General features: G+C 46.3%; 16 protein-coding genes and 1 pseudogene. 3 read left to right on the forward strand and 14 right to left on the reverse strand.

Annotated features, from left to right (window positions below):
- Positions 1-209: 209 nt before the first annotated feature.
- The 10 genes and pseudogenes from G519_RS42410 to G519_RS0109560 all read right to left on the reverse strand — a co-directional run.
- Positions 210-1,158, reverse strand: a pseudogene (locus tag G519_RS42410) (FGGY family carbohydrate kinase); the annotation flags it as partial.
- Positions 1,159-1,334: 176 nt separating this feature from the next.
- Positions 1,335-2,195: an inositol monophosphatase family protein gene (locus G519_RS0109520; protein ID WP_029194482.1), complete on the reverse strand. Its 861-nt coding sequence runs from the start codon at positions 2,193-2,195 to the stop codon at positions 1,335-1,337.
- A 190-nt stretch (positions 2,196-2,385) separates the two neighbouring features.
- Positions 2,386-3,156 carry an enoyl-ACP reductase FabI gene (fabI, locus tag G519_RS0109525; RefSeq protein ID WP_029194483.1) on the reverse strand — a complete coding sequence of 257 codons (771 nt, stop codon included), beginning with the start codon at positions 3,154-3,156 and terminating at the stop codon, positions 2,386-2,388.
- Between the two features lie 100 nt (positions 3,157-3,256).
- Positions 3,257-4,246 (reverse strand): UV DNA damage repair endonuclease UvsE, encoded by a 990-nt coding sequence (gene uvsE / locus G519_RS0109530; RefSeq protein WP_029194484.1) that lies wholly within the window; start codon positions 4,244-4,246, stop codon positions 3,257-3,259.
- 143 nt (positions 4,247-4,389) lie between these two features.
- Positions 4,390-4,707 (reverse strand): hypothetical protein, encoded by a 318-nt coding sequence (locus G519_RS0109535; protein ID WP_029194485.1) that lies wholly within the window; start codon positions 4,705-4,707, stop codon positions 4,390-4,392.
- Positions 4,708-5,070: 363 nt separating this feature from the next.
- On the reverse strand, positions 5,071-6,048 hold the full coding sequence (locus G519_RS42415) for an HD-GYP domain-containing protein (protein WP_051253284.1): 978 nt from the start codon (positions 6,046-6,048) through the stop codon (positions 5,071-5,073).
- A gap of 12 nt (positions 6,049-6,060) precedes the next feature.
- Entirely contained in the window at positions 6,061-7,776 is a 1,716-nt protein-coding gene (locus tag G519_RS0109545; RefSeq protein WP_244280080.1) for a methyl-accepting chemotaxis protein, read from the reverse strand.
- Positions 7,777-8,098: 322 nt separating this feature from the next.
- Entirely contained in the window at positions 8,099-8,416 is a 318-nt protein-coding gene (locus tag G519_RS0109550; RefSeq protein ID WP_029194487.1) for a hypothetical protein, read from the reverse strand.
- A 6-nt stretch (positions 8,417-8,422) separates the two neighbouring features.
- Positions 8,423-9,568: a D-alanine--D-alanine ligase gene (locus tag G519_RS0109555; RefSeq protein WP_029194488.1), complete on the reverse strand. Its 1,146-nt coding sequence runs from the start codon at positions 9,566-9,568 to the stop codon at positions 8,423-8,425.
- 37 nt (positions 9,569-9,605) lie between these two features.
- Entirely contained in the window at positions 9,606-10,625 is a 1,020-nt protein-coding gene (locus G519_RS0109560; RefSeq protein ID WP_029194489.1) for an amidase domain-containing protein, read from the reverse strand.
- 195 nt (positions 10,626-10,820) lie between these two features.
- Here G519_RS0109560 and acnA point away from each other — a divergent pair, with 195 nt between their 5' ends.
- Both acnA and sleB read left to right on the forward strand, forming a co-directional pair.
- Positions 10,821-13,538, forward strand: coding sequence for an aconitate hydratase AcnA (gene acnA / locus G519_RS0109565; protein WP_029194490.1), 2,718 nt, complete (start codon positions 10,821-10,823; stop codon positions 13,536-13,538).
- A 228-nt stretch (positions 13,539-13,766) separates the two neighbouring features.
- Entirely contained in the window at positions 13,767-14,423 is a 657-nt protein-coding gene (gene sleB / locus G519_RS0109570) for a spore cortex-lytic enzyme (RefSeq protein ID WP_029194491.1), read from the forward strand.
- Between the two features lie 119 nt (positions 14,424-14,542).
- Here the strand turns inward: sleB and G519_RS0109575 are convergent, their stop codons facing one another.
- Entirely contained in the window at positions 14,543-15,448 is a 906-nt protein-coding gene (locus G519_RS0109575) for a cation diffusion facilitator family transporter (protein WP_029194492.1), read from the reverse strand.
- A 128-nt stretch (positions 15,449-15,576) separates the two neighbouring features.
- Entirely contained in the window at positions 15,577-16,320 is a 744-nt protein-coding gene (locus tag G519_RS0109580; RefSeq protein ID WP_029194493.1) for an IclR family transcriptional regulator, read from the reverse strand.
- Between the two features lie 317 nt (positions 16,321-16,637).
- On the opposite strand from G519_RS0109580, the gene G519_RS42420 reads away from it, so the two are divergent.
- A complete protein-coding gene (locus G519_RS42420; RefSeq protein WP_051253285.1) occupies positions 16,638-17,657 on the forward strand; it encodes an alpha/beta hydrolase in 1,020 nt (339 codons plus the stop codon).
- A 727-nt stretch (positions 17,658-18,384) separates the two neighbouring features.
- Here the strand turns inward: G519_RS42420 and G519_RS0109590 are convergent.
- Both G519_RS0109590 and folE read right to left on the reverse strand, forming a co-directional pair.
- Positions 18,385-19,704: a deoxyguanosinetriphosphate triphosphohydrolase family protein gene (locus G519_RS0109590; protein WP_036632511.1), complete on the reverse strand. Its 1,320-nt coding sequence runs from the start codon at positions 19,702-19,704 to the stop codon at positions 18,385-18,387.
- Positions 19,705-20,016: 312 nt separating this feature from the next.
- Positions 20,017-20,604, reverse strand: a complete 588-nt coding sequence (gene folE, locus G519_RS0109595) for a GTP cyclohydrolase I FolE (protein ID WP_029194495.1) — start codon at positions 20,602-20,604, stop codon at positions 20,017-20,019.
- Between the last annotated feature and the right edge of the window lie 14 nt (positions 20,605-20,618).

Raw genomic sequence — 20,618 nt, forward strand, 5'->3', positions numbered from 1 at the left:
CCGGAGTAGCCTGCTATTGTTGTATTTCGTACAACAATTCGAGCTTCAAACGCCTATTTCTGAGAAATTCCCAGCAAATTGTTGTAAGCGGTACAACAGAAAAGCCAATTTGTCCATAGAAACCGCCGGATTGTTGCACAAAATACAACAGTTCGGCGGGCAAGGGATAATCTATAGTCGGAATCGCATCATTCGGAGTAATCGGGCCAGTTACGCAACCATTGGATCGTAGCCCGCAACGAAAATACTGCCTTCCAGCGCGTACTCCACTTTACCATCCAAGCCCCATGCAATCGTAGTCAACAGTCCGTTCTGAGAAGCAACAGCTTTGGAGCCCGTGTTCATAAGCATGAAACAGCCTGTGCCGTAAGTATTTTTGGCCATGCCTTCTTCGAAGCACGCCTGTCCGAACAATGCCGCTTGCTGGTCACCAGCGATTCCGGCAATAGGAATTTGCACTTCGAACAAACTTTTGGACGTCTCACCGTACACTTCACTAGAAGGACGCACACCCGACAGCATGATGCAGGGACATTCAGCATGTTAAGCAGCTCTTGATCCCATTGCAATTCGTGGATGTTGTACATCATCGTTCTCGAAGCGTTGGAATAGTCCGTTACATGGACCTTACCATCGGTCAATTTCCAAATGAGCCAAGTATCGATAGTGCCGAACAACAAGTGGCCGTTATCGGCTTTTTCTCTAGCTCCTTGTACGTTGTCCAGTATCCATTTTACTTTCGTACCGGAGAAATACGCATCGATCAGCAGTCCTGTTTTCTGGCGCACTTTCGTCTCAAAGCCCTGTTCCTTCAGTTCATTACAAATGTCCATGGTTTGCCGACTTTGCCAAACGATCGCATTGTACACAGGTTTGCCCGTAAGTTTATCCCAAACAACCGCTGTTTCGCGTTGGTTCGTGATCCCGATAGCTGCAATCTGGTGCGGATGCACATGATTTTGGATCAAAACTTCTTTGAGCACCTCAAGCTGCGTCTCCCAAATCTCCTCGGCATTATGCTCGACCCAACCTGACTTTGGGTAAAATTGTGCAAACTCTTTTTGAGCAACACCCCTAATTGCACCTGATTTATCAAATAAAATAGCACGAGAGCTCGTCGTTCCTTGATCTTAATGAAAGCACAAATTTCTTTTCCATGGTCATCAACCTCCAAAAGTATGAAAAAGAAAACAGCAAGCTATCCAAATGCACGCATGGTTACGTACAATTTGAAATATACTTGCTGTTCTCCTAGGCTCCGCAGCTAAATTAAATTATAGTTTTTATAATACTTTAAGCAGCAGGATTGTCAACATCAGGTATGCTTCACAAGCTTACAATCCTGTCGCTCCCGCTCCAGCCAACTCCTGCTGAAGTTCGTTATGAATTTGACCATTGGTAGCAAGCACGTTTCGCACGGAAAGCTGGTAGGGATTCCCAGCCGTATCGCTCACTTTACCGCCGGATTCTTGAATCAACAATGAGCCTGCAGCAACATCCCATGCGCTGAGACCAATCTCCCAAAATCCGCTTAATCGTCCAGCTGCAACGTAAGCCATATGCAGCGCTGCCGACCCTCCGGAGCGAAGATTCCTTACTTTTGGCGCCAAAGCCAGCGTCCCTCTAAGATTGATAGGGAGTGCGCACTCACGATCTGCAGGAAAGCCGGTTGCAACCAAGCTTTCGGATAGCTTGCTATCGAGCGAAACCGTCGTCTTATTGCCGTGCATATAGGCGCCTTTCCCTTTTTCAGCGACGAACAGCTCGTCACGCGAAGGGTCATAAACGACACCTACAATAATTTCACCCTTATGTGCCAGCGCAATGGAAACGGAGTAGAACGGAAAACCGTGAACAAAGTTCGTCGTCCCATCGATTGGATCCACGATCCAGAGATACTCCTCATCACTCATCGCTTGAAGCGCTCTGGCCGATGCCTCTGGTCCAGGCTCCACGCCTTCCTCACCAAGGATGGAATGATCTGGGAAATGAGTCATAATCAAATTACGAATTAGCTTCTCTGAACCTTTATCCACCTCAGTGACCAAATCCTGAGAGGAGTACTTCGTATCCACACGGTTAATGTCTCCCAGCTTACTCTTAATCCATTGCCCAGCCTTGGCTGCCGTATTAATGGCCACTGCTGTAAAGCTCTTACTGCCCACCACGAAAGGCTCCACCTTACTATTTACCATTTATATCAACTCTTTCTTTTCATTAATTTAATCGGTAACTCCAGTATAGTAAATTATACGCTTTTAATTCTAGTGCGTTTCATCCCAAAATATTCGTATAATTTTACATTTCAACTAGAATCCGCCTGTTTTTTCCGTAAAAAAAACCGTATCACCCATAAGGCAATACGGAATCTCTTCGTATGCGGGATTAAATGCCCACAATATGATACCCACCATCTACATAAATAACTTCACCTGTGATCCCACGGGAAAGGTTACTCATCAAGAACATCGCTGTGTCGCCTACTTCGGCTGTATCCGTTGTCTTGCGCAGCGGCGCTTTCTCTTCCACTTGGCGCAGGATGGAGTTGAAATCTTTGATGCCTTTGGCAGCCAAGGTGCGAATCGGACCAGCGGAGATACCGTTCACGCGAATGCCGAATTGGCCAAGGTCATTCGCCAGGTAGCGCACGCTAGCTTCCAGCGCTGCTTTGGCAACGCCCATGACGTTGTAATTCTTCATCGCGCGCTCAGCGCCGAGGTAGGTCATCGTCATGATGCTTCCGCCCTCTGTCATCAGCGGGTAAATCCGTTTCGATACCGCTACAAGCGAGTAAGCGCTGATGTCATGCGCTAATGCGAAACCGTCACGCGAAGTGTCAACGAACAACCCGTCCAGCTCTTCGGTTTTAGCAAATGCAATACTATGTACGAGACCGTGAAGCACACCGAACTTCTCTTTGAGTGTAGATGCAAGTGTTTCGATCTCAGCATCTACCGTTACGTTGCAAGGCATCAAGGTAGAGCCTGGAATCGTATCTGCGAGCTTGCGAACACGTTCCTCAACACGCTCATTTTCAAACGTAAAAACAAGATTAGCTCCTTGTGCCGCTAAAGATTGAGCAATAGCCCAAGCGATGCTGCGGTCGTTGGCAACACCCATTACAAGTATATTTTTTCCGGTTAACAATTGACTCATGGTATTCTGAAGCCCCTCTCACAATGGATTGTGCGTCGTTCATTCCCACTCTCCAAAGTACTCCATTTTGTCCAACAATTCAAGAAGTAAATCTGAACGGTTATAGCCGGACTGAGGCTTGATCGAGAACAGAAACTCCCTCTTGCACTTTGAGGTCTTCCATGAGGCGAAATAACGCTTCATCCTTCATCTTCGCTTCAATCATGATATCAAGATTTGGCGTAATTGGAGCAATCGCACGTAGGAATGTGATAAGAGGACCTACCTCCACGTAGTCAGCATGACTTCTTGGTTCACTTTGACTTTTTGGACTTGAAACGTGGATTTTCGGCGGGAGTAAATTGGCAGCCTGTTCCGACAGCTCACTCTCCTGTCTCGACCATGTTTGTTGGATCCGCGGCCAGAGATCAGCCGCATCCTCCCCATTGTTATTGACCGCATGATGATGAATATCCAGCACCATAGGCGCTCCCACCTCTTCTGCAATATCAAGTGTCTCTTGCGCAGTAAAGGTTTTATCATCGTTCTCAAGTGTGATTCGCCTCTGGATTTCAGGGCGCAGCGTGGAAAAATTCCGAATAAATCGTACAGCCGCTTTTTCTTTATCGCCGTAGGAACCACCTACATGAATATTGCACATGGCTTCCATCCCCAGCCCCATCGCATTAAACATAGCCGTATGGCGCTCTAGATCCTCCATTGATTTCTGCAGCACATCTTCCTTGGGCGTACTCAGGACGGTAAAATGATCCGGATGAAAGCTTACGCGCATGCCAGCCTGCTTAGCGTAACTGCCAAGCTCTTGAAATTCAGCAGAAAGTATGGAAATGGGGTCCCAGTCACCTAACATTACATGCCCAATGAGCGGGATCAGCCTGGAGGAAAAACGAAACACCATGATATCATGCGCACGGTTGTGCCTGAGCAATCTAAGCGTATTATGCAGATTTTCGGCGCCAAGTCGCTCAAGCTTCCGAATGGCCGCATCTCGGTCCAGGAGCTTGCTGAAGTTCGTGACTGTCATCGTTTTGGAAGGGGAAGCGTTCTTGACTACCGTCGACATAGCCACATACCCAAGGCGAATAATCATGCAAGGTTAACCTCCAAAAAGAATATGCAGGAATAAACGGCTTATATCGTCCTGTTGGACGAATGCATTTAATAATAATTGATGCAAAAATTCTTTTCATATGGTGCCCTTTGGAGCCACCGCACATACATAACTCACCTCATTTAGGACGAAATGGATGTTATGATTTTGAAGCTGATAAAAGACGAAATCGCAAGCGGCAGCAGGCTTAACGCTAGCATACCGTACTTGGTGCCTCGATCTTCTTTTCGCAAACACAGATAGTTTCCGATAAACCAAACTAACAAGTAAACGCAAAGTACTCCAGCAGCCATATATCGATCATGCATCGTTGGTGGCGACATAAAGCCATAGAACCCAAAGATCAAATAAATAAGTACATAAGGGGTTGGTATACCTAACCCTATATTGAAAAGCCAATAAGCAATAAACTTCCTGTCCGTCAAAAACGTTTGTCTCATCCTTTTCACGCTCCAATCTGAATATCTACTAATTACATTGTAGTTCTTCGAGCTAGATAGAATAAGTACTAAGTTCTTGTAGTACCTGTGCCGCCAAGCCACTAAAGAGTAACGGCAACGTATAAGGGATGGGGCTGTTCCATAAGGCGTTCATCTTTAGGCTGCCTCTGTTTTCACTGTTGCACTACATGGAGTTTTCCAGTTAGATGACCGTTTAGAACAATTAACGCCAAATTAACGGGAGGAATTCCTGTTAGATTTCACTCCGTTTCGAAACAAAATAGAGGCTGCTCGCTAGGTTATTAACCTTTTGAGTCAGCCTCATTTTGCCGAGAACAAATTTAATGTGTTTGGTACACCTGGTTAGCTTGTTACAAAGCTAGTGCGGGCCCTTTTGATATCTTCCATATGCAATAAAATATGAGGGCCTTTTTTCTCCAGTATCTTAAGAAAAACGTCGGTAATTTCAGGGTCAAATTGTGTCCCCCGATTCTTTCGCAGCTGGTTGGTAGCATACGCCACATCCAACTTGTTTCTATAGACTCGTGTTGAAGTCATCGCATCAAATGAATCAGCAACAGATAAGATTCGGGCTAATCGGGGAATTCGCTCACCCTTTAACCTTTCAGGATAACCGGTACCATCATACCTTTCATGATGGTATAGAATCATATCCAAAATACCGTTCTTTTTGAACGAGGGAATATGCTTAACCATGTTATAACCAATGATAGCGTGTTGTTTAATTGCATTATATTCATCTTCGGTTAGAGACGTTGGCTTCGATAACGTAGATTCCGGCACCCCTATTTTCCCGATATCGTGCAGGAGACCCCCTAAGTAAATATGATCGCATACGCGGTTGGATAGCTTCATTTCTTTGGCTATTAAAAAAGCGTACTTGGCTACATTCTCTGAATGAAATGCTGTGTGCGCATCTCTGGAATCCAACGATTTTGCTAGTGCAAATGTTAGATTCAGCGTATTCTCTTTATCTCTAATATAAAACCTAATTGAAGTGGATACGGACAATATGGCTAATGTGAAGGTTAGCCACTGAGATACAACCACATGTATACTTAGTAAATGGCCGTATGGAGAATAAAACTTATTAACCCATGTCAGAACACCAGCTACAATAATTTGTACAGATAGGTGTTTCCAGAATGCAAAGCCTGCAACGACTAAGGGAACAAGATACATGCTTGTTAAATTTTCTCTGGGGTAAATCTCGTCAATCAATACTACGGCAAACAGAACGATGAAGAAGCATACAGTATAAGCAGTTGTCTTCCGTACTAGCCAATTATTTATCTCAACCTTGTTCATGGGATTTATCATGCTGCACCTCAATTAAACTTTAAACTTACCGATTACCGTTTGTAGTTCCTCGGCCATTTGAGACAGAGAAGCGGCAGATGAGGAAATCTCCTCCATGGAAGCCAATTGTTCCTCCGTGGCACTCGCTACGTTTTGAGATTGAAAGGTCACTCTTTGCGATCCCTCGGAAATTTCTTCAAAAGAATGAACGATCTGTTCAGCACTGGCGGACATTTGTTGCGAAGCTGCGGAAACCTCTTGGACCTGGGTGGCTACATGCTCTACAAATCCCTTAATCTCTTCGAAAGTTCCCCCGGCAGTATGGACCACACGAATACCTTCATTAATTTCCCTAGTTCCGTTCTCCATCGATTGAATCGTCTTTTCGATACCGTTCCGGATATGTGTAATTAACTGTGTAATTTGCTCAGCCGATTGCGTTGATTGTTCTGCTAACTTACGAACTTCTCCCGCAACTACTGCAAATCCGCGGCCCTGCTCACCGGCTCTTGCAGCTTCAATCGCTGCGTTTAGAGCAAGTAAATTGGTTTGAGAAGCAATACTTACGATCACGTCGATAATCTGTCCAATTTCTCCTGAAAGCTCGCCCATTTCTTTTACTTCGCCTGCAAGCTGATTAAATGAAATATGAATCGATTCCATTTGCTCTTCTGCCGATTGAATGGCCTTGTTTCCTTCCAACGTTTTTTCCGCGGCTTGCATAGACACTGAAGAAGCTACTTGTGTGTTTGCGGCGATTTGTTGTACGCCCGCGGACATTTCATTCATCGCTCGTACGCTTTCTTCTACACTATAAGATTGTCTTTCTGCGCTAACGACGACCCCCTGAATGGTAGTGGTAATGCTTTCGGAAGCCCGACTCGTTTGTTCTGCACTAGCTGTTAACTCCTCCGAGGAAGCAGCGACATGCTCAGCGCTTATACTAATCTGTCTGACTAAATCATGAAGATTTTCCTTCATTTGATTAAAGGACTTTGCTAAAGTACCGATTTCATCCTTATTTTTAACCTGAATGTTATCTATAGATATATCCCCTGATGCTATCTTCTCAGCGAATTTTTCCATAACGACAATAGGCCTAGATATCATACGGGAGCTGAAATACCCAATCAAAATCGCTAATACACATGCCAAGATGCTTAGTATCGAAACAGTCCTAATAGCAGAATTAACCATCTCCGTATTGCTAACGCTAGCTTCATCCATTAATTTCCGCTGTCCGCTAGCTATTTCATCTGCTGCTGGTTCTAATTGCCTTCCCGCAGCCAACACTTCATTATTGTAAAAATCCAATACTTGAGTCGAATTCTGGCCATTTTGGACCATCTGTAGTAATTGATCATACTTTTGTTTGAATTGTACATTGAGCTCGTCCAATTTTCTTAGTTTATCTTTATCTTCCTCTCTATAAGCCAACGTCATTGTTTCACTGACTAGCTTAGATAGGCTGCCATAGGATGTTTGCAAATTATTCTTATATTCCGGATCTTTGGTTAAGAGATACCCACGTAATCTACTAGATTGCTTCGCAGCTTCTAATTGCATGGTTTGAGCATTGGCTAAGATTGTCGATCGTCTTCCAACTAATTCTGTATATGAATCATCTACTTGTTTAAGGTAATAATGAGAAATACTACTTGAAATTCCCATTAAGATAACGATAATCAAAAATGCCCCCATTAACTTTTTACCAATTGTTAATCTCATTGTTCTTCTATGTAATGACATGACAAAACACTCCTTTATGAAAATTAGGAAACGTAGTGGGACAATTTGCTAATTTAATAAACGTAATCATCCCATAGATGGGTAAGGTTTCCTGCAAGCATCCCGAATATTAGTACAAAATGCTCGAAATTGCAATAAAAGTGACCATAATTTTGAGTTAAATTGCAAAATAATGCTAAATTTCGACACCAAAATGTAAAGATTTGTAATGTCACGAGTTTGACAAATGTTTAATTCTATCATTCATATAGCCGTAAAATTCCCAATTGAACAAAAAGACACCGTCCATATCGGACGATGTCTTCTACTTTATGCTATGCGGCTATGCTTGCTCGCCAAAAAACATCTCAAAAGCAAGTGAGGTCTGAATCCGTGACTCTTCTTCCGTCAAACGGCGAATGAGCTCCATCTCCACTTGCGTGACTTCATCGCCTTGGAAATTGATTTCCGCGATGGAAGCAACAATTCGCACAATGGCAATCGCCTGATTCTCAGGTGTGTAAGCAATGACCTTCTGACCGGTCGGGAAGACGCGGAAGCCGCTCTTCACCATTTTGCCGCGGCCGTACTCTAGAAGCTCGTAGAGCTCCTGTGCTGATTTAAACTTGCAGACCGAATTGAACTCCGTTTGAAATCCCATTTGCATCTACTCCACATCAAAAGAATATTGGATACTCTGCTTCGCTGTATGCCGTTCGATAGCCAGACGAATAAGATCGTCCAGCAGCTCTGTGTAGGGTTTACCGGTTTCTTGCCATAGCAGCGGGTACATGCTGAATGGTGTAAAGCCCGGCATCGTATTGATTTCATTGATGTAGATTTTCTGATCGATTTTGCCTAAGAAAAAATCAACACGCGATAAGCCGCTGCCGTCCACTGCCAAGAATGCTTGAATCGCCAACTGTCTGATCTGTTCGGCCGTTTCGGCGGGGATGTCTGCAGGAATAACCATCGCTGATTTGCCATCCATATATTTCGCTTTGTAATCGTAAAATTCGTTCGAGGACACGATTTCACCAGCAACAGAAGCAATAGGTTCATCATTGCCCAAAACCGCTACTTCGATCTCGCGGGCATCGATATTCTCTTCAATAATGACTTTACGATCATATTGGAAAGCGAAATTGACCGCTTTAATTAATTCTTCTTGATTTCTTGCTTTGGAAATACCGACACTGGAGCCTAGATTAGCCGGCTTCACGAAGCACGGATATCCGATAGCTGTTTCCAGCTCGACCAGGTGATACGCACGGTTCTTTTCCCACTCGGTACGAGTGAAATGGCGGAAAACACACTGAGGAAGCCCTTCTTGTGCGAAGATCTTCTTCATCATGACTTTATCCATCCCGACAGCTGATGCTAGCACACCCGCTCCTACGTATGGAATGTTCGCCATTTCAAGCAATCCTTGAATGGTCCCATCTTCACCGAATGTGCCATGCAAAAGCGGGAAAATAACATCTAAGCCGCTGTCCATTGTTGCAGCTGTATTCGCTGCTATGGCCACATCGCCTTTTGTCTGAATTGCCCCGAATATAGGTGCCAAAGCATTGGAAGCAGGTGGGGCTGCAGCCGTTTCTCCACTGCTAAAAGTCAATACTTCTTTGGATTCAGCCGGACCTAATAGGGGTGCACCGCTTCGCCATTCGCCTTTTTTGGATATATAAAACGGTGTGATCTCATATTTATTGAAATCCACAGCTTTCATAACCGCCAATGCTGTTTGCAAGGACACGTCATGCTCTCCGGATTTCCCCCCATAAATTAGTCCAATTCGTATTTTGCGGCTCATTACGTACCTCCGTATAGTATTTGCGTTCTCTCTCCTATTACATTTGATCAGCGACCCGAACGAAAACGTACTTCGTCCTCTCTGTCCAGGCAGGTGAATCCTGATAAGCCCAATAGCGATTACGGCTATTATATGTATGCGCATTGACCAGCGGCATCCCGTTGGCATCTTTGCCTATCACAATCGTATTGTGCTGATAGCGGCCATCGCCATCCCAGTCGTAGCTAATTGTATCACCAGGTTGAAGCTCACTAGGATCATCTACCACATGACCTTGCAGACCTCTGCGGCTATGGGAGAGGAATTTTTGCAGGCTATTGGCAACAGCCCAACTAAAGCTCCAAAGCTCTTGATTGCCTTTTTTCCCAGCATACCACCAGCCCGAATCCCTTTTCCCAGTATAGTCCATTGGAGCCCCGCCTGCAAAGAGGCATTGCGATACAAAATTCGTACAGTCAACTTCAAATTCCTCATATTTCGGATTCGGAGTTTGCCACCAAGTTTCTGCATATTGGACCACTTTGGCACGATTATAAATGATTTTGCGAGGAGCTGATTCCTGAGCAGCACTGTTGAGTATACTATAATTGATATAAGGAAGTGAGGGCGCTCTTCGGAGCCCATCCTCAAAACCTTCAGGATCAGGCAAAAAGACGCCGCGCCGCTTGCTTGGAAGCGACTTTTCTCCATGGAGCGATTCTGTATATCGGACCTGCCAACGGTTTGCCGCAATATCAATGAACACACGTTCAGGTTCAATACGTTCTTCAAGATGTTCGATGGTTCCAATTCGATAGTTTAGAAATCGATGTAATTGGATATCCGCTATAATCATTTGAGGCGATTCTTTGACACCAGTAAGACGAAGCTTCGTTTCTCCACGCAGCAATTTAGCATCACGGTCGCGGTAACTGTCCAGGAGCCTTCGTACCTTGACATCCTGTTTCCGTACATAAGCGCTGTCTGAGACATAAGCTTCCAAAGGTGCAGCAGAGCCTTCGATCTCTGCCTGGTTCTTAGCGTGAACGTAGTTATAGAGCGCTGTTTTCCAGGACATCTTGGTATCCTCCTTAGGACGAGCCCGAATTGCTTTGAATTGATTCAATATATGACATTTTGACGGTAAAAATGATTGAAATTAATCTTTACTCATACACAGCGAAACGCTATACTTGATGTAGAGGGATTAATGAAATTGAGTTTCATTAGATGAAACCAATGGATGATTAATATTATTGAGGAGGAATTACCCATGTCCAATAAGGACTCTTTTTCTGTGCGTAAGCAGTTAACTGTGGGAACGAAATCGTTCCAGTATTACAGTCTTCCTGATTTTGAAAATCAAGGCCACGGAACCGTTAGCAATCTGCCTGTCTCCATTCGCGTTTTGCTCGAGGCGGCTATTCGTCAATTCGACGGTCGTGCCATTACAAGTGAACACGTGAAACAAATCGCTGGTTGGGCTGAAGGCCGCGATGAAAACAAAGAAATCCCTTTCATTCCTGCCCGTATCGTTCTTCAGGATTTCACAGGCGTCCCCGTCGTTGTTGACCTTGCGGCAATGCGTGCGACGATGGCTCGTGAAGGCGGAGATCCAAAACGGATCAACCCGCTCGTTCCTGTAGACCTTGTTATTGACCACTCTGTTATGGTCGATGCTTTCGGATCCCCGGATGCACTGGACTACAACATTAACTTAGAGTTCGAAAGAAACGAAGAGCGTTACCGTTTCCTACGTTGGGCACAAACGGCGTTCGATAACTTCCGTGCTGTTCCACCTTCAACAGGTATCGTTCACCAAGTTAACTTGGAGTACCTAGCTTCCGTAGCAGCTACCAAAACGATTGATGGAGAAACGGTTGTTTACCCAGATTCCCTCGTAGGTACAGATTCCCACACGACAATGATCAACGGACTTGGTGTTGTAGGTTGGGGCGTAGGCGGTATTGAAGCTGAGGCTGGTATGCTTGGACAACCGCTTTACTTCGTAGCTCCGGACGTTGTTGGTTTCAAATTGACAGGTCACCTGGCAGAAGGCGCCACAGCAACTGACTTGGCTCTGACGGTTACACAAATTTTGCGTAAAAAAGGCGTTGTTGGTAAATTCGTTGAGTTCTTCGGTCCTGGTCTGAGCAACATTTCCTTGGCTGACCGTGCAACAGTAGCGAATATGGCTCCTGAGTATGGCGCAACAATCGGATTCTTCCCAGTCGACAACGAAACATTGAACTACCTAAGAAGTACAGGTCGTGACGCTGATCAAATCGCGCTTGTTGAAGCTTACTACAAAGCTCAAGGTATGTTCCGTACAGACAGCACACCAGATCCACAGTTCACAGATGTCATTGAACTTGATCTTGGCGCAGTAGTACCAAGCTTAGCTGGTCCTAAACGTCCGCAAGACCGTGTTGAGCTTACGAACATGAAGGAGTCTTTCAACTCCATCATCCGTACTCCTATCGAAAAAGGCGGCTATGGCCTTACCGATGAGAAAATCGAAGAAGTCGTTGATGTTGTTTATCCAAATGGCCAAACGGTCAAAATGGGCACAGGCTCCGTTGTCATCGCGGCAATCACTTCCTGTACAAACACATCGAACCCGAGCGTTATGCTAGGAGCCGGACTTGTAGCGAAAAAAGCCGTAGCTCGCGGTTTGAGAAAACCAGCTTTCGTTAAGAGCTCACTGACACCAGGTTCCTTGGTTGTTACCGAGTACTTGATTAAAGCAGGCTTGCTTGAGCCACTAGAAGCACTAGGCTTCCACGTTGCAGGCTACGGTTGCGCAACTTGTATCGGTAACTCCGGTCCGCTTCCAGAAGAAGTAAGCAAAGCTATCATCGACAACGATATGACTGTGGCTGCCGTTATTTCCGGTAACCGTAACTTCGAAGGCCGCGTACATGCTCAAGTAAAAGCAAACTACCTGGGATCACCTCCGCTTGTTGTTGCCTATGCACTTGCAGGAACAGTGAACATTGATTTGGCTAACGATCCAATCGGCTATGACCAAAACAACCAACCTGTTTACCTCAAAGACATTTGGCCTACAAACCAAGAGATTCAAGAAGCTCTTGGCGTAGCAATGAGCGCTGACATGTTCCGTGATAAATACAGCAACGTATTCCGTGCGAACGAGCGTTTCAACCAAATCGCGATTCCAGAAGGCGATCTGTACGAGTTCGACAAGAACTCCACATACATTCAAGAGCCTCCGTTCTTCACAGATTTGGGCACGGTTCTTGATGATATCGCTGATATTCGCAACGCGAAAACATTGGCACTTATGGGCGATTCCGTTACTACGGATCATATCTCCCCTGCCGGAAACATCAAAGTTGACAGCCCTGGAGGTCAGTACCTGATCAACCATGGTGTGAAAAAAGAAGACTTCAACTCCTACGGTTCCCGTCGTGGTAACCACGAAGTGATGATGCGCGGAACGTTCGCGAACATCCGCATTCGTAACCAAGTGGCACCAGGAACAGAAGGCGGCGTAACAACTTACCTGCCTACTGGCGAAGTTGAATCCATCTACGATGCTTCCATGAAGTATCAAGCTGAAGGCCAAAACCTCGTAGTTATCGCGGGTAAAGAGTACGGAACTGGAAGCTCCCGTGACTGGGCGGCAAAAGGTACATTCCTACTTGGCGTCAAAGCCGTTATCGCGGAAAGCTTCGAGCGTATTCACCGCAGTAACCTTGTTGGTATGGGCGTTCTTCCACTTCAATTCACGGAAGGAAATGGTTGGAAAACACTAGGTATCACGGGTCGCGAAACATTCGATATCACAGGTTTGAGCAACGACGTACAACCAGGGTCCACTGTAAAAGTAACGGCTACTCGTGAAGATGGTACGACTTTCGAGTTCAATGTACTAGTGCGTTTAGATAGCATGGTTGACGTAGATTACTACCGTAATGGCGGTATCCTGCAAACCGTTCTTCGTCAAATCATTTCTGAGAAAAACTAATACAGCAATACACACAAAAAACGCATAACACAGCAAAAGTCCGGGATTGCCATATATGGCGATCTCGGGCTTTTTATTTTTAATAGAAGCCAAATCAGCAATAATTAAGCCATTTTCACAACCTAAATTCCCTTACGGCGCCAAGGGTTTGGGCTGTATTACCAATAACTGCGGGTTGAGCCTCCCCTCCTTGGCACCTATACTGATAGAACGAAAGGGGAGATGAACATGAAGTTGATTAAAAAACTCGTCCTTGTCGTGCTGCTAGCTTCAATGGGATTAGGTTTTACCGTAAGCGAATGGAGCCAACCGGCTTCTGCTGCTACTACTTTGAAGCAAGGCAGTCAAAACGGTGATGTCTGGGACGCTCAGTTCCGACTCGGGACTTTAGGCTACTATCAGCAACCTGTGGATGGCAATTATGGTCCGATTACGGCCGCTGCTGTTCGCAATTTTCAATATAATTATGGTCTAACCGTTGACGGCATGATTGGAGCGAAAACTTGGGAGGCTTTACGCAACTATTCAGTGAATCAAGCTGAATTGGATATGTTAGCGAAGGTGATTTACAGCGAGGCTCGCGGTGAATCCTATGAAGGACAAGTGGCTGTTGGGGCCGTTGTCATGAATCGTCTACAATCGAGTCAGTTCCCGAATTCCATCCAAGGCATTATATTTGAACCGGGGGCTTTTACAGCCGTTAGTGACGGACAATACTGGCTTAAGCCGGATTCCACGGCCTACATGGCAGCACAGGATGCTGTTCGCGGCTGGGACCCTACCAAGGGTGCCCTGTATTATTTTAATCCAGATACAGCGACAAGCAAATGGATCTGGTCAAGACCGCAGACTGTGCGGATTGGGCATCATATTTTTGCTAGGTAATACAAAGATAGAAGAAAAACAAACACCTCTACCGAAGCCGCCACATGGTGAGCGACCTCGCGTAGAGGTGTTTTACATAGATATGCGAATTGGCAGCTCAGGAAGATTAAGAATTAAGATCAATCCCCGCCTGATGTAGTAGACTCCTCATACCAAGGATTCAAATGAACCAGCACCTCATCCACATCACTATGCGCTTCTTTGATTTTTTGCTTAATACGGCGGCTAATGTCATGACCTTCTTGGATGGTTAATTTGCCTGATACACCAAGTCTGGCGTCAACTAATATGTAATGACCGTGCTCACGGGCACGCAGGCGGTCGATTCGTTTGACCTCTGGTACAGATCGGATCAATGCCGCGTATTGTTCAATGTATGTCGTGCTTACACTGCGCTCCATGAGAATGTCGAAAGATTCGCTGCCCATTTCGTATGCCAATTTCAGCACTAAAAAAGAAACAATGATACCAGCCACGGGGTCGCCAAAAGCCAGTATGCTATAGCCGTAGTGATCGCCGATTAAAGCCAAACCTATACCGACCGAAGCAGCAATCGAAGCATATACGTCGGCCAAATGATCATAAGCAGTGGCTATTAATCCTTTGCTGTTAACCTTTTGGCCGATACGTTTGGTGTAAACATAAAGAATTTGCTTCCAAACTAGCGAGATGATTGCCGCGATAAATGCAATTATATGCGCCTCTCCTGCTGGCTCAAATAACGCATGAATAGAGTGGTAGCCCATATAAATGGCTGCTCCACCTAAGATGATAGCGACAATGAAGGCTCCGAGCACCTCGGCTTTGCCATGCCCGTAAGGATGGTCCACATCCGCTGGTTTGGAGGAAACGCGCATCGAGCTATAAGCGGTTGCGGTTGCAATGACATCTCCCGCGTTATGGATGCCGTCGGCGATTAGCACTTGGCTTTTGAAATTGAGGCCGACGATGATTTTGATGGCGGTCAGCACGATATTACTGGCAAGACTGATCCAGATCGCCAGCATCGAGGCTGTCTTATTCATCACTTGCCACTCCCTTTCCCTCTTCTAGTATGACCTCCTAGAAGCAAAGCATCCGTCATCCTGACGACGGATGACGAGTAGGGCTGCGGCTTCGCGCCAGCACGAAGCCGCACAAAAGAACGATGCGTCTAGCGCAGCATCGTTCCCATACGCCGCGCCGCCTCCACAATGAGCGGCGCCTGCTCTTGCATCAGCTCCAGCGTGAGCCGGTTCGCTGGACCCGAGACCGCGAGGGCGGCCACAAGCCGGCCGCCGCGGTCGAGAACCGGTGCGGACACAGCCGCCGCACCGGGTTCGCGCTCTTCGACGCTCGTGGCGAAGCCGGCGCGTCGGGTGTCGCTGAGCTGCTGCAGGAACGCAAGCGTATCTAGCCCGGTCGGCCAATCGGCCGAGGCTAGAAGCTGCTCCTGCAGCGCTGGCTCAGCGAAGGCGACGAGCACCTTGCTCGAGGCGCCGACGTACAAAGGCATTCGCGCCCCGACAGGGGCAACGCGGCGAATGGCATGGTTGCTCTGGACGGCTTGGACGCGTACGCGCTCAAGGCCGTCCTGCACGTACAGCGAGATCGTCTCGCCGAGCTGATCGCGCAGCCGTTCCATTTCCGGCAGCAGAATGACGCCGGGGTCCCCCTCTTTGGAGAGGTTAGCGGACAACTCCCATAGCCGGTAACCGAGTCTGTATTTATCCGTCGAGCCATCGCGCATGATGAATCCTTTGCCTTCTAGGGAAGCTAGAAGACGGTGTACCGTGCTTTTGTGAAGCTGGGCACGACTTGCTATTTCGGTCAGCGTCAATTCCGACGCACCGGTGAAACAAAGCATAATATCTAAAGCGCGCTCAACGGCGCGCACGGTCAGCTTGCCATCTTCCATTGTTTTCACCACTTTCATCCGCGTGAAAAAGTTTCACTATATGAAACTCAGTTATATTCAGTATAGCGAATCTCTTTTAACCCGTAAAGGAGGGACTTTGGTCTTGAACTAAGATCCCTATAAATCTGTTTTCTCATTTGTTACAGAACGATTACAAAGGGCTTACAATTAGCGCAATCTCATTGACTTGAAAGCGCATTCAGAATACTATTAAGTTAATGGAATACTTATCTGAATATTTAAATAATTCATTCTCCCTTTAACCTCTAACCCGCATAAGCATAATCACACTATTTTATTTGAGGGAGGGTACTACGATGTCAACAACATCTCTAACCCCTGGAACTGGTTCACTACAACCCACACTAGAGCAAGTGGTCACCCGACCGCTTTTGCGCAAAAAAAGGCTGGTTTTCACCATCCTCATTTCATTTCTAATCCTATGCACTTCTTTACTTCTTGGTTTTCACGCCTATATTGCTTGGACACTGGCTCGGCCGCATATTGACCCGCTTCATTCGGATCCGATGAAGGCCGTGGGTCTTTCTTACAACAATGTGACTTTCCCTAGTCTGAATGGCACATCAAACCTAGACGGTTGGTTCATACCTGGTAATTCCGATAAAACGGTTATCTTCTCCCATGGTTACGGCGGCAATCGCGAAGAACTTTGGGTTCCCATTTACAGCTTAGCCCGCGAACTTCATTTGCAAAGCTACAATGTACTCATGTTCGATTATGGCTATGTGCACCCTAACAGTAAGCGAATCATGACTGGCGGCATCCAGGAATCGCAAGAACTGCTTGGCGCCATCCATTATATCAAGCAGATTTCCAGCGGTCCTATCTATATCTGGGGCTTCTCTATGGGAGCAGGAACAGCACTACAGACTGCTCTTCAAAGTGGCAACGATATTTCGGGGATGATTCTGGACAGCACTTTTTTGCTCAATCCAGACACACTCTATCATAATATGAAGCAAGTCGTTAACGTGCCGAAATTCCCATCTCTACCGCTTGTACGCTTATTCTTCCCTTTGCTCAATGGGGTTAGCTTGCAAGAAGTCCCTTACAACAAAGTAACCTCAACAGCTTATCCGATGCCGATTTTCTTCATCCATGGTACGGAAGATTACAAAGCACCCTATGGCATGGTAGAAGATATGTTCAAGCAGCAAAAGGACTCCGAATCCAAGCTCTGGATTATCCCAAATGCGCAGCATGAGCTGCTGTACCGAGCAGAGCCCAAAACGTATATGCGCCGAACGATGAATTTCCTTAACAGTATCTCAACTACTCCTATGCAAGTTAACCTAGGTATTCCCTCCTCCCTATAAAATCGGCCCCTCGCGGGTCGATATTTTTTTGCCTATACTAGCGTGTTTCTGGACTCCTGGCTCCAAGAAGTCCTTTTCGGACTTCTCAGCCCCACATTGCTACTTTTCTAGCGATGAGAAGTCCTTTTCGGCTCTCTCAGCATTCTTTTGTGGTCAACAAGCATCCTTTTGCCTCCAAGAAGTCCTTTTCGGACTTCTCAGCAACACTTTGCTACTTTTCGGGCGATGAGAAGTCCTTTTCGGCTCTCTCAGCATTCATTTGTGGTCAACAAGCATCCTTTTGCCTCCAAGAAGTCCTTTTCGGACTTCTCAGCAACACTTTGCTACTTTTCGGGCGATAGAAGTCCATTTCGGCTCTCTCAGCATTAATTTGTGGTCAAACAAGCTATCCTTTTGCCTCCAAGAAGTCCTTTTCGGACTTCTCAGCAACACTTTGCTACTTTTCCGGCGATGAGAAGTCCATTTCGGCGCTCTCAGCATTCATTTGTGTTCAACAAGCATCCTTCCGGCTCTGAGAAGTCCTTTTCGGACTTCTCAGCAACACTTTGCTACTTTTCGGGCGATAGAAGTCCATTTCGGCTCTCTCAGCATTAATTTGTGGTCAAACAAGCTATCCTTTTGCCTCCAAGAAGTCCTTTTCGGACTTCTCAGCAACACTTTGCTGCTTTTCACAGACGGTATTATGCTGGTCCAATCAGCCGCTTGGGGTCTGGATCTTAACACCCAACTAATCCATCTCATAAATCGAGCCGGATTTGCTAGCGAACAATTCGGCGTAGACTTTCTCCGCGTAGGCGTCAGTCATACCGGAAATGTAATCCGCGACGAAACGCGGCCAGCTCCAAGTGGCATTACGGCGTTCGTAGCTATCTATCCAGTCGGGAGGCATGATCCACTGCCCCTTGTCCTTGTCGATGAAGCTGTCCCACAGGCGCTCGACGATGATCTCGCTGCGTTTTTGCAGGCGCAGCACGCGGAAGTCCTTGATCAGCGTGACCCACGCAAGCTTCTTGAGAATTTCCATCGTGCGCAGCAGATTCATATCCTCAGCTCCGTCTTTCACAAGCGCAACCTTTTTCCAGCCTCGGTCAGGGTCATCTATAATGTCCAGACTACTCGCGAAAGAGCTCACCCAGCGGGCTTTCATCTCTCTGCGCGTACGCGACTCTTCCCCGTTGCACTCTGCGAAAATTTGCTCCCACTGCTCCAGGTAGTCCGACAGAACTTGCCTGACCATTTGCTCGATATTGACTTGCTCCCAGCCGAATTTGTGCTTGTTGGGATCATTCAATATTTCCATGACCACATGGCGAATCAGTCTTTGATCCTCAAAAAAGGTTGCGTTCATTTGAATTTTGCCTGCACGGATACCATCTTCAATATCATGGGTAGAGTACGCGATATCGTCGCATAAATCCATCATTTGTGCTTCCAACGTCGAACAGCCCTCCGGCATATTCCATTGCGAGCGCAGATCTTGAATGATCTCCCATTCCGAAGCGTAGACACCCTTAAGCCGGCCTTCTTCCTCGATTAAAAATGGATACTTATTAATGCCAAGAAGCACCGCGGCTGTAAGGTCCAGACCGCTTTCACTTCCTGCTCTTTTTTCGAGAAACATCAGGATACGGAAATTTTGGGCATTGCCTTCATATTTCAAGCCATGATCCCTCATCAGAATATGATTCAGAACCTCTTCCCCTTTATGCCCAAAAGGCGGGTGACCGAAGTCGTGAGCGATCGATGCACACTCGACGACGGTAGGATCAATGATCAAGCCAGGATGCTCTCTTTTACTCAAAAAAGGGTTCGTCCGTTCTAAACGCTTCGCCACTTCTCTGGCGATTTGGGCAACTTCGAGCGAATGGGTCAGACGTGTTCGATAGTAATCACCTGATCCTGCGCCAAACACCTGCGATTTGCCCTGCAGCCGACGAAAGGTCGGAGATTGGATTAACCTCGCATAATCACGCTCAAATTCATCCCGTTCTTCACTCAATTTAGAGGAACCGGCCTCACCTGGCCGATATTTACGTATGTTGTTCATAAGCTTGCCTCCTCTAGTGCTCTTGCCGGACGCCCGGTATCGCTCTTAATCTTTTTTTTCAAGTTCAATAAGCCCCTCCGTTTACCTCATCTTGCTTTCCTATCAGTTTATGCTACTGCATGTACAATAGTCCCTTGGGGATCTTGTATTATGTCAGATAACCTCTCTCGAGGTCCGAGAATCTCAAACTTTCTTATGTGGTAAAATAATACTATATCGTCTACCTCGCAACAAGTCATGACGCTCTTCCTGAACAAAAAAAGGGATGCTGCACAAGACTATTGTCTCCATGCACATCCCTTGTATATCTACTTATTTTAACAAAGACAGAAATTCGGTACGAAGTGTAGAGTCCGTGCGGAATGAACCGCGAACGGCTGAGGTAATCGTTTGACTTCCGTATTTCTTCACGCCTCTGGAGCACATACACATGTGTTCTCCCTCTACGACTACCATGACGCCGTGCGGCTTCAGCACATCATCGAGAATGTCGGCGATTTCTGAAGTAATCCGCTCCTGCACCTGCAGCTTACGAGTGACCACATCAACCAGACGAGCAAATTTGCTAAGTCCAGCCACTTTTCCGCTAGGTAAGTACCCTACATGCACTTTCCCAAAAAAGGGTGCCATATGATGCTCGCATTGACTGTAATAGATAATATCCTTAATAATCACCAGCTCTTCGTGCTGTTCATCAAAAGTTACACCCATCACATCGCGCGGATTCGCCTCATAGCCCGAAAATATTTCTTCATACATACGGGTTACGCGAGCAGGTGTATCTAACAAACCTTCCCGATCTACATCTTCGCCAATCAGCCGTAAAATCTCGCGGACATGCTGTTCAATCAGCTCCCGATTCTCAGCAACTCTTGTATTTTTGTAGTCAATGGACGCCATCTTTCTATCACTCC

It is taken from the genome of Paenibacillus alginolyticus DSM 5050 = NBRC 15375 (assembly GCF_000422905.1).
GTDB classification, from domain to species: Bacteria; Bacillota; Bacilli; order Paenibacillales; family NBRC-103111; genus Paenibacillus_E; species Paenibacillus_E alginolyticus.